Raw genomic sequence first — 10,019 nt, forward strand, 5'->3', positions numbered from 1 at the left:
CCCCTTGCCCTTCCTCTCCCCCGTCGATCGGGGGAGAGGTGTCGAGCGAAGCTCGACGGAGTGGGGGTCGACCCTCGCCGCGCGCCTGAGGTCTCTTGCTCGTCAGATTGTGCCTGTCTTGCGGCGACTGCGCGTCTGCGAACGCCTTCCCCCACTCCGTCTCGGCTTCGCCGAGCCACCTCTCCCCCCTCCGGAGGGAAAGGAAAGGAAAGGAGCCAAGGCAGGGCGATGAGGGGCAACGCTGAAGTTGCAAGTTGATTGAGCTTCTAGCCCGCCAGCGCCTGATCCAGATCGGCGATCAGATCATCGCCATCCTCGATCCCCGCCGACAACCTTACCAGCGAATCCGATATGCCGATCTCGGCCCGTTTCTCCGCCGGTATGGAGCCATGCGTCATCAGCGCCGGGTGCTCGATCAGGCTCTCCACACCGCCGAGGCTTTCGGCGAGCGTGAACAATTGCGTGCGTTCGAGGAACTTTTTGGTGCCGGCTAGGTCGCGGTCGAGCACGGCTGTGATCATGCCGCCGAAGGCATGCATCTGCTGGACGGCGACGGCGTGCTGCGGGTGGCTGGCGAGGCCGGGATAGATGACGCGGCGGACGTCGCGGCGCGCTTCCAGCCATTGCGCGATCTTCAGGCCGTTGGCGGAATGGCGCTCCATGCGCAGCGCCAGCGTTTTCAGCCCGCGCAGTGCCAGAAAACTGTCGAACGGGCCCGAAATGGCGCCGATGGCGTTCTGCAGGAATTTCAGCTGGGCGGCCAGATCCTTGTTGTCGCCGACGACGGCCACGCCGCCGACCATATCGGAATGGCCGTTGAGATATTTGGTCGTCGAATGCACGACGATATCGATGCCAAGCTCCAGCGGCCGCTGGATATAGGGGCTGCAGAAGGTGTTGTCGGCGACCGTGAGAATCCCCTTGCGCCTGGCAAGTGCGGCGACGCCTTCGAGGTCGACGATGCGCAGCAGCGGGTTGGTGGGGGTTTCGACCCACAGCATTTTCGTCTCGGGCCGGATCGCGGCCTCGACGGCGGCAAGGTCGGTGAAGTCGACGAACGAGACCTGCAGATTGGCCGAGCGTTTGCGCACCCGCTCCATCAGCCGGAAGGAACCGCCATAGATGTCGTCGGTGGCAACGATATGCGCACCGGAATCGAGCAGCTCCAGCACGGTGGCGATCGCCGCCAGCCCGGACGCGAAGGCGAAGGCGGCCGAGCCGCTTTCGAGGTCGGCCACCGCGCGCTCGAAAGCAAAGCGCGTCGGGTTCTGGCTGCGGGCATATTCAAAGCCCTTGTGCACGCCGGGCGATTGCTGGCCATAGGTCGAGGTGGCGTAGATCGGCACCATTACCGCGCCGGTCAGCGGGTCGTGGCTCTGGCCGCCATGGATGGTGCGCGTCGAAAAAGCCAGTCGGTTCTTGCCGGCTGGCGGGGTGCTGCTGGTCATCGTGCGCGCCTCAGATGGTTGATCAGATCGATGCGGGTAATCAGGCCGACGAATTCGTCGCCGTCGAAGATGATGGCGACCTCGTTGCGGTCGAACACCGGCAGCAGCGCGTCCAGCGTCTGGCTGGCCTGCAGCGTGTGCAGGTTGGAGGTCATGGCCGTGCGCACCGGGCCGTTGAAGCGCTCCCAGCGGCCGTCATAAGGGCCGTCGACCTTGGCCAGTATGTCGCTTTCGTCAACGATGCCGACGAGCTTGCCGTTGTCGAGCACCGGCAGCTGCGAGACATCGGAGCGGCGCATGCGGCCATAGGCATTGAGCAGGCTTTCGTCCGGGCCGACATAGACGGTGTCGCCGGTGCGGTGCGAGCGCATCACCAGGTCGCGCAGATCGCCATGCTGCTCGTGCTCGGCCAGCCCCTGCTCGGCCAGCCAGAAATCGTCGAACACCTTCGACAGATACTTGTTGCCACTGTCGCAGACGAAGGTGACGACGCGTTTGGGCACCGTCTGCTCGCGGCAATAGCGCAGCGCCGCCGACAGCAGCGTGCCCGAGGATGAGCCGGCAAGAATACCTTCCTTGGACAAGAGGTCGCGCACCGCCAGCATGCTCTGCTTGTCGGGGATCGAATAGGCCTTCTTGACCAGCGACAGATCGGCATTGGGCGGCACGAAATCCTCGCCGATGCCTTCCACGGTCCAGCTGCCGGCCTCTTCCATCTTGCCGGTCTTGATCAGCGGCGCCAGCACCGAGCCGACCGGATCGGCCAGCACCATTTCGGTCTTCGGCGACACTTTTGCGAAGTAGCGGCCAAGCCCGGTCAGCGTGCCGCCCGAGCCGACGCCGACCACCACGGCATCCACATCACCGTCGAGCTGCGAAAAGATCTCGGGGCCGGTGGTGGTTTCATGCGCCAGCGGATTGGCCGGGTTGGCGAACTGGTTGGCATAGAAGGCGCCGGGCGTTTCCGCCGCGATCTTCTCGGCCATGTCCTGGTAATATTCGGCATGGCCCTTGCCGACATCGGAGCGCGTCATGCGCACTTCGGCGCCGAGCGCGCGCAGGTGCTGGATCTTTTCGCGCGACATCTTGTCGGGCACGACCAGCACGATGCGGTAGCCCTTGGGGATGCCGACCTGGGCGAGACCAAGCCCGGTGTTGCCGGCGGTCGCCTCGACGATGGTGCCGCCGCGCTTGAGCTTGCCCTGCTTTTCAGCCGCGGCGATCATCGACAGCGCGATGCGGTCCTTGATCGAGCCGCCGGGATTCTGGCTTTCGAGCTTGATGAACAGTCGGCATTTGCCGGTGTCGAACTTGGTCAGCTCGACCACCGGCGTCTGGCCGATCAGGTCGAGCACCGACTTGTAGGGCGGACGCAGGCGGGACAATTCGGCTTCCGAGGGGGCACTGTCCAGTGCGGCGATCTCATGCTCGCTCATATCGATGCTCCATGACCAAGCGACCGCCTCTGGGCAGGGCGGCAGCGTAGCCTCTTTTCCAGCCCTTTGCAGTCGGAAAGAAGATAGATCGTGCCAATCAACCGGCCAGATGCGGAATGAAATTCCGGTTTGTGCCTCAAAGGCTTGGAGGGTGTGTTGAGATTCAGGTCAGGCGAGCCGAAAATGGCAGATTCCGAGAACCGGAGCGGAGCGTACTTTTGGGTACGTGAGCACCGGAAGCACAGGAAGCCGCCATTTGCAGGCCGGCATCATCTACGACACAGCCTAGCCCAGCAGCTGCTTGCTCAGCCTCGCACACTGCACGCGGATATCGGGGATGGCGTCGATCTCGAAGAAGGTGCCGCGCGTCAGCGGGCCGACGGCGAGGATCTTGGCCGAAACGGTTCCGTCGCCGGCGATGATCTCGCATTTGGTCGATACGTCGAGGCCGATGCGCAGCGGATCCGGCCTTGCCAGGCCGCGGTCGACCAGCGAGCGCACGACGCTGTTCGACGAGGTCGAGATGTCCCTCACGATGCCAGAGCAATCGTAGATGCGGGCGACCTCGAAGGTCTCGAGACGCTGCGTGTGACGCGACTGGACCTGGACGGTGAATTCGCCGTTGCGCGCAATGTCGACGACGCGGCCGGCGACCAGGCGGATGCGGCCGGATTGCACGGCCTCGGTGATACGGGCGTAGACCTCGGGCGCCATGCGATGGCGGTGGATGTCCCACCAGGCCTTGGTGTGCTCGACGAAGCGGCGCTTGGCGGAAGGCGGCCAGTTCTGCCAGATCTTCTGGTTGAACGGCCGCAGCCCGTCGACGACGTCACGCCAGTCGATGCCGGCCTTCTGGTTTTCCTTGATCAGGTCGCGGAACCAGCCGACGAAATAGGAGAGCTGCGTGCCGAGCGGAATGTCGGCGACGTCGAGCTTGATCGGATTGCCCTTGCGATGCGGCGAGGGCAGCAGGCCGCGCCTGGACACAGCTATGATGTCGCCGCGATGGCCGCGTTGCTCCAGCGCCAGGAAAGCATCGACCATGCTGAGGCCGGTGCCCAGCACCATGACGCCGGCGCCGGGCGGAAGTGCTGTGTCGGCTTCCGATCCCATCCTGATGGCATGGCCTTGCGCCGGCTCCTCGTCGTGGCCGGTGGCCAGCACGGCGAGATGCGCAACCACGCTGGTGCCGTTGGCCAGCGCCACTTCGACGCCGGAGGCGGTGGGCGTGATCGAGAGGCTTTCCTCGCGGATCAGCCGAAGCCGACCGCTCTGCTTTTCCCGCGCTTCCAGATCGACCAGCAACTCGCCGAGATAGCGGGCATAGATGCTGCGTGGCGCATAGAAGGGCGCCTCCTCAGCCGTTGCCAGGCCGCGTTCCTGAAGCCAGCGCCAGAAATTGCCGGGATCGTCGGCATAGGCGCTCATGCCGGCGGCGCTGACATTCAGTACATGCGCCGACAGCAGCGTCGAATAGGCGATGCCCTGACCGAAATGCGGGCGCCTTTCGATCAGCGTGACGCGCAGGTCGGGATTGGGCGACTTCAGGAGATGCGCGGCCAGCACGACGCCGCTGGCGCCGCCACCGACAATGATGATGGAGTTGGCGCGCCCGGTCATAGGCATGCCTTCGCTCTGCGCAGCGCCAGTGTCAGGCCTGGACCTTCACCGCGACCGGCAGATCGCCGATGCCGACCGACAGGTCGTCGAGAGAGATATCGCGCATTTCGGCGAGGCTGCGCTGATCGAGCACCTCGGCGATCGCCTGCCGGACCTCGAGCATCAGATGTCGGACTTGGCATGTCGCCTCGTTGCAATCTTCACAGCGCTGGTACTGGGTGCGGCTGGCACAGGGGATCGGCGCCAGCGGACCGTCGAGGACGCGCACGACATGGCCGACCTTGATCTCGTCGGCGGGCCGCGCCAGGCGATAGCCGCCATCCTTGCCCTTGCGGCTCTGGACGAAGCCGGCATTGCGCAACTCGCCCAGGATGGCGTCGAGAAATTTCTTCGGGATGTTGTTGCCGGTGGCGACGTCGTTGACGAAGGCGAGCTGCCCGGCCGGCAATCGCGCGAGGTGGACAAGCGCCTTGAGGCCGTACTTACCTTTTTTGGTGAGCATGAGATCAAATTTTCTCTGGCATGCGACGGCATGGAACCATCGGTTGCAAAACGCCTGGCGTGCGTTGCCGCCGCGTCCAAGCCCGCATGACACATAAATTCTAGTGACATGATGTACAAGCCGAGAACTGCTGATTTTGCTTCGTTTTCAAGCCGCGCGGGCCATTTTGACCAGCCTTTGTGCCCACAGGGATACAAAAGCGCACGAGTTTGGGGGCGCGATCATCGCGATATGGTGACTGCTCATCGTCGCCTCCAGTCTCAATGTCGATAAGATTACTATACTTACCCTCGAACACGCGGAATGGGTTGTCAAATCGGCGGTTGTTTGAGGCATGAATTTGCCTGGAAGAGGCCGGAAGCGGGAATTCTAGTTCGCGGTGGGCGTAGGCGGAGCCATCACCGCAGTTCAGGAGGTTAGAGGTCGGTGGGACAGAGGGGGGCGCTGGCCCGCCGGCGTCGAAAGGCCTGCCCTGTGGCGACACTCTGCCCCACCGCAACCACCCTATCCGCCTCACCACCTCACCATCGACAGCTTTTTTCTAACAAGCCCGCCTTGGTTGGAAGGATTTAACTCTACAAGAACCATAGAATTAGCTGACTATTATGAAGCATTCCGGTTTTTCTCTTTTCAGGAGCCCTTCATGTCCATCATTTCGCGACGCATTGTTCTCCTCTCATCAGCGGCACTTGCCGGCGCGGCCTTCCTCGGCCCGGCCCTGGCCGACGACCTCAAGATCACCATCGGCTACCAGACGGTGGTCGAACCCTCGAAAGTGCCGCAGGCCGACGGCGCCTATGAAAAGGCGACTAAGGCCACCATTGATTGGCGCAAATTCGATTCCGGCGCCGATGTCATCGCCGCGGTCGCTTCCGGTTCGGTCGATATCGGCTATGTCGGCTCGAGCCCGCTGGCGGCGGCGGCGAGCCGCGAGTTGCCGATCCAGACCATCTTCATCGTCGGCTTGATCGGCGAATCCGAGGCGCTGGTGGCACGCAACGGCGCCGGCATCGAGAAAATCGCCGATCTCGCCGGCAAGAAGGTCGCCGTGCCGTTCGTCTCGACGACGCATTACAGCCTGCTCGCAGCACTGAAGCATGAGGGCGTCGATCCGAAGTCGGTCGAGATCCTCAATCTCCGGCCTCCGGAAATCGCCGCCGCCTTCTCGCGCGGCGACATCGACGCCGCTTATGTCTGGGATCCGGCGCTCGGCCAGATCAAGACGACGGGCAAGGTGGTGGTGGATTCCTCGCAGGTCGCCGCCTGGGGCGCGCCGACCTTCGACGCCTGGATCGTGCGCACCGACTTCGCCGAAAAGAACCCGGAAGCGGTGCGCGACTTCGTCAAGGTGACGGGCGCGGCATATGCCGAGTTCCTCGCCAAGCCCGAAGCCTGGTCGGTATCGTCGCCGCAGGCGGCCGCGATCGCCAAACTCACCGGCGCCAAGCTGGAAGAAGTGCCGCAGCTGCTCAAGGGCTATGTCTTCCCGACGCTGGAAGAGCAGGCCTCCGACAAATTCCTCGGCGGCGGCACGGTCAAGGCGGTCGAAGCGACATCCACCTTCCTCAAGGAGCAAGGCAAGATCGACGCCGTGCTTCCCGACTATTCGAAATACGTATCGTCGAAATACGTCACCGAGGCGCTCGCCTCGAACTAGTACTCGCTTAACGCAATTCCGGACGGAAAACCGCTTCACACTTTTCCTGGAATTGCTCTGAACGCGCGCGGATCTTTTTCCCTAACGCCGCGTGCTGACTGCCCCGGAACCGCTGACGAGGGCCGGGGCAGTCGGATTTCAACGAACCGCGAGGCATCCATGCCGCATCTCGTGCTCGACCCCCATCTCGTACTGGACAAGGTCTCGATCCACTATGACGGCCAGGCAGCGCCTGCCGTCGAGCGGGTGTCGATCGATGTCGCCAAGGGCGATTTCGTCGTGCTGGTCGGCCGTTCCGGCTGCGGCAAGACCTCGCTGCTCAACGTCGCCGCCGGCCTTATCGCGCCGGCGCGCGGTACGGCTTCAATCAACGGCAAGCCGATCACAGCACCTGGCTCGGACCGGGCGGTGGTGTTCCAGAACGATGCTTTGTTCCCATGGCTGACGGCGCGCGAAAACGTTGCCTTCGCGCTCAGGCTGCGCGGTGTCGCTCCGGCCGAGCGGGCGCGGCGCGCCGATGAGCTGCTGGCGCTGGTGAAGCTCGCCGACGCCGGCGACAAGTGCATCTGGGAGCTTTCCGGCGGTATGCGCCAGCGTGTCGGCCTGGCTCGGGCGCTCGCCGCCGAACCCGAATTCCTGCTGCTCGACGAACCGCTCGGCGCGCTCGATGCGCTGACGCGCGAGCGCATGCAGACGACGCTGCTCGATCTGTGGACGGCAAGCGATGTCGGCGTGCTGATGGTGACGCATGGCATCGAGGAGGCGCTGGTGCTGGCCACCCGCATCGTCGTGCTGGCGCCTGGCCCGGGCCGCGTGGTGCAAACTTTCGAACCCGGCTTCTCCAGGCGCTACGCATCGGGCGAGGCCGTCCGCACCATCAAGGCCGACCCGGCCTTCGCCGCGGCGCGCGGCGAACTAACCGACGCGATCTTCGAAGGAGAGGCGGCATGACCGTTACCTCCTACACCGAGCGGCCGGGACACAAGGTCGACGAGGCCGACGGCCTGTCGGTGCCGTGGTCGCGGTCCAGCCCGAAACGCAAAGGCGTTTCCGCGCGCGCGGTCAGCGTGATGACCATCCTGGTGGTGCTGGCGCTGTGGGCGCTGTCGGCCCGCCTGCAACTGGTGTCGCCAGTGTTCCTGCCCTCGCCGGTTGCGGTGTGGAACAAGTTCATCACCGTCGCCCGCGACGGCTTCGTCGATGCGACGCTGCTGCAGCATGCGATCGCCAGCCTGGGCCGGGTTTTCGCCGCGCTGGTCGCCGCCATCCTCGTCGGCGTGCCGGTTGGGCTCGCCATCGGCATCAGCACGATCGGGCGCGGCATCTTCGATCCGCTGCTTGAGTTCCTGCGGCCGATCCCGCCGCTCGCCTACCTGCCGCTGGTCGTCATCTGGTTCGGCATCGGCGAACCGTCGAAGATCCTGGTGATCACTATTTCCATGCTGGCGCCGGTGGCATTGTCGACCGCGTCCGGCGTTCGCGGCGTTTCGCAGGAACGCATCAATGCGGCGCGCTCACTGGGTGCTACTCAGCGCCAAGTGGTCCGCCATGTCATCCTGCCGAGCGCACTGCCGGCGATCCTGACCGGCCTGCGCATCGCGCTCGGCGCCGGCTGGTCGACGCTGGTCGCCGCCGAACTGGTGGCGGCGACGCGCGGGCTTGGTTTCATGATCCAGTCGGCCGCCCAGTTCCTCGTCACCGACGTGGTGGTGATGGGCATATTGGTGATCGCGGCCATTGCCTTCGTGCTGGAATTCACCCTCCGCAGGATCGAGCGCGTGCTCGTCCCGTGGGCGGGACGCGAATGATTGGGAACCAGAAGAGCAGGAGAGAATGCCGATGACCCATTCCACCGCCGTGCTGTTCGCCCAAGCCGGCAATTGGCTTCTCGCCTGGACCAGGGAAAGCCAGCCGCTTGAACAGCAACCGAAATCGCCAACGCCGGTCCGCTGGGACGCCGAGCGCGACCGCCTGCCGCCACGCGACGAGAGTTTTTACTGGGCCTGGCAGTACTGGTCGCAGTGAGGGGATTGGCGATTGGCACTAGCCCCCGCGTCTTCGTCATCCTAGGGCGGAGCAAGGAGCGAAGCGACGCAGCGCAGACCCCAGGATGGCGAATTCCAGGTAGCCAAAGAAGATAATTCCCATTCTCCCCTCTAACTCGCAAAATCATTCCTCTACTAAATTTATAGAATTACCTAGCCTCATCCATCTTCCAACCGGCGAGGCCATTTCCGGCGCCGATCCGCAGCGAAGGAGAGGGATCAATGTTCAATCTAACGAGACGTGTTTTCGGCATCGGCCTGCTGGCGGCGACGGTTGCCGTGTCGTCCGGCGCCACGGCGCAGGAGCTGAAGCAGTTCAGCATCGGCTATCAGAAGACCGGCCTGCCGGTGATCGCCAGGCAGCAGCAGGTGATCGAGAAGGCACTTGAAGACAAGGGCGTGACGGTCAAGTGGGTCGAGTTCACCGCCGGTCCGCCGCTGGTCGAGGCGCTCAATGTCGGCGCCATCGATGTCGGCTGGACCGGCGACGCGCCGCCGATCTTCGGCCAGTCGGCCGGTGCCAACATCGTCTATGCCGCAGCGCTGCCGTCGAATGGCGAGGGCGAGGCGATCTTCGTCAAGCCGGCGTCGCCGATCCAGTCGGTCGCCGATCTCAAGGGCAAGCGCGTCGGTGTCGGCAAGGGCACCAGCGCGCACAATCTGCTCGTCGCCGCGCTGGAGAAGGCCGGCATCCCGTTCGACCAGATCACGCCGGTCTATCTCAGCCCGGCGGATGCGGCCGCAGCCTTTGCCAGCGACCAGATCGATGCCTGGACCGTCTGGGATCCGTTCTTCGCCATCGCCGAAACCCGCTACCAGCCGCGTGTGCTGGCCCGCTCCAGCGAGGTGCTGAAGGTCAACACCTATTTCCTCGCCAACAAGGACTTCGCCAAGGCGCATCCCGAAACCGTCACCACAACGATATCAGCCTTGGGCGAGGCGGCGAAATGGGCCGACCAGAACCGCGACAAGGTGGCCGCGGCGCTGCATGAGGTGACCGGCGTGCCGCTCGACGCGCAGATCATCGCCGCCAACCGCACCAAATTCGGCGTCTTCCCGATCACCGACGAGATCATCGCCGGCCAGCAGGCGACCGCAGACCGCTTCTTCAAGCTCGGGCTGATCCCGAACGCGGTCCGCATCTCCGACGCGGTGTGGACGGCACCCGGCAACTGACTTGTCCCCTGACGGCGCCGGGTGAGAACGCCCGGCGCCATTTGCGTTCGCACCCATATCTCCAGGAGATCCGCCCGTGACTGTGCCAGACATGACCGCGCCTGCCAGCACCGCACCGCTCGATTTCTTCTGGTT

At 64.2% G+C, this 10,019-nt stretch carries 9 protein-coding genes; 5 read left to right on the top strand and 4 right to left on the bottom strand.

The genetic code is table 11. From position 1 onward, the window contains the following. Positions 1–266: 266 nt before the first annotated feature. The 4 genes from EN925_RS09855 to EN925_RS09870 all read right to left on the bottom strand — a co-directional run bounded on the left by EN925_RS09855 (position 267) and on the right by EN925_RS09870 (position 5,006). Positions 267–1,448, bottom strand: a complete 1,182-nt coding sequence (locus EN925_RS09855; protein ID WP_127388476.1) for a PLP-dependent aspartate aminotransferase family protein — start codon at positions 1,446–1,448, stop codon at positions 267–269. Continuing rightward, positions 1,445–2,884: a pyridoxal-phosphate dependent enzyme gene (locus EN925_RS09860; RefSeq protein WP_064992683.1), complete on the bottom strand. Its 1,440-nt coding sequence runs from the start codon at positions 2,882–2,884 to the stop codon at positions 1,445–1,447. The genes EN925_RS09855 and EN925_RS09860 overlap by 4 nt, the downstream gene beginning before the upstream one ends. 285 nt (positions 2,885–3,169) lie before the next feature. After that, positions 3,170–4,504, bottom strand: coding sequence for an FAD/NAD(P)-binding protein (locus EN925_RS09865; protein ID WP_127388479.1), 1,335 nt, complete (start codon positions 4,502–4,504; stop codon positions 3,170–3,172). Positions 4,505–4,535: 31 nt separating this feature from the next. Beyond that, positions 4,536–5,006 carry an Rrf2 family transcriptional regulator gene (locus tag EN925_RS09870; protein ID WP_013528705.1) on the bottom strand — a complete coding sequence of 157 codons (471 nt, stop codon included), beginning with the start codon at positions 5,004–5,006 and terminating at the stop codon, positions 4,536–4,538. Positions 5,007–5,649: 643 nt separating this feature from the next. Between EN925_RS09870 and tauA the strand changes: the two genes are divergently transcribed. The 5 genes from tauA to EN925_RS09895 all read left to right on the top strand — a co-directional run bounded on the left by tauA (position 5,650) and on the right by EN925_RS09895 (position 9,884). Continuing rightward, on the top strand, positions 5,650–6,663 hold the full coding sequence (gene tauA / locus EN925_RS09875; protein WP_127388477.1) for a taurine ABC transporter substrate-binding protein: 1,014 nt from the start codon (positions 5,650–5,652) through the stop codon (positions 6,661–6,663). Between the two features lie 159 nt (positions 6,664–6,822). Continuing rightward, positions 6,823–7,614, top strand: a complete 792-nt coding sequence (locus EN925_RS09880; RefSeq protein ID WP_127370340.1) for a taurine ABC transporter ATP-binding protein — start codon at positions 6,823–6,825, stop codon at positions 7,612–7,614. After that, positions 7,611–8,471 carry an ABC transporter permease subunit gene (locus EN925_RS09885; protein ID WP_013528708.1) on the top strand — a complete coding sequence of 287 codons (861 nt, stop codon included), beginning with the start codon at positions 7,611–7,613 and terminating at the stop codon, positions 8,469–8,471. Before EN925_RS09880 ends, EN925_RS09885 begins: the two co-directional genes overlap by 4 nt. A gap of 31 nt (positions 8,472–8,502) precedes the next feature. Beyond that, positions 8,503–8,688 (top strand): hypothetical protein, encoded by a 186-nt coding sequence (locus EN925_RS09890; protein ID WP_013528709.1) that lies wholly within the window; start codon positions 8,503–8,505, stop codon positions 8,686–8,688. A 242-nt stretch (positions 8,689–8,930) separates the two neighbouring features. Next, positions 8,931–9,884 (top strand): sulfonate ABC transporter substrate-binding protein, encoded by a 954-nt coding sequence (locus EN925_RS09895; protein WP_127224153.1) that lies wholly within the window; start codon positions 8,931–8,933, stop codon positions 9,882–9,884. The last annotated feature ends 135 nt before the right edge of the window (positions 9,885–10,019 follow it).

The sequence above is a fragment of the Mesorhizobium sp. M7A.F.Ca.US.006.04.2.1 genome, from assembly GCF_004022915.1.
Lineage (GTDB): Bacteria > Pseudomonadota > Alphaproteobacteria > Rhizobiales > Rhizobiaceae > Mesorhizobium > Mesorhizobium ciceri.